Annotated in this window: 2 protein-coding genes; both read left to right on the forward strand. The window is 72.2% G+C overall.

From position 1 onward, the window contains the following. The coding region (locus ABTU92_RS29305; RefSeq protein ID WP_408095072.1) for a pirin-like C-terminal cupin domain-containing protein at positions 1-203 on the forward strand (203 nt) is incomplete at its 5' end. 31 nt (positions 204-234) lie between these two features. Beyond that, positions 235-508: hypothetical protein (locus ABTU92_RS29310; protein WP_408095073.1), on the forward strand; the 274-nt coding region annotated here is incomplete at its 3' end.

The raw sequence follows: 508 nt of genomic DNA on the forward strand, positions 1-508 counted from the left end.
CCGGCGACCGCATCACGGTCACGGCGCTGACGCCGGTGCGCCTCGCGATCCTGGGCGGCGCGCCGATGGACGGGCCGCGCTTCATCTGGTGGAACTTCGTCTCGTCGCGCAAGGACCGCATCGAGACCGCCAAGGCCGACTGGAAGGCCGGCCGCTTCGCCACCGTCCCGGGCGAGAGCGAGTCCATCCCGCTGCCGGAGTGAGGGCACCCGCAACGCTGCGGTCGAGGACGCCATGAGATTTCGCGCCGACGCGGCGATCACCGTGGATGCGATGGCCGACCACGCCGAGCGGGCCTACCGACGCGAGGGCCCGGTGATCCGCCAGCCGGCCCTTCTCGATCTCGCGAAGACCCTCGAGCTCGACAGGCTGATCGCCGAGGGCGGCCTCACCGGCGATCGGCTGCGCCGCTTTCTCGCCGACTACCTCGCCGCCTCGACGCGCCTGCACCACCCCGGCTACATGGGCCATCAGGTCGCGGTGCCTTTGCCGCACAGCGCGCTCGCCG

The sequence above is a fragment of the Rhodoplanes sp. SY1 genome (assembly GCF_046000175.1).
Classification (GTDB): Bacteria; Pseudomonadota; Alphaproteobacteria; order Rhizobiales; family Xanthobacteraceae; genus Rhodoplanes.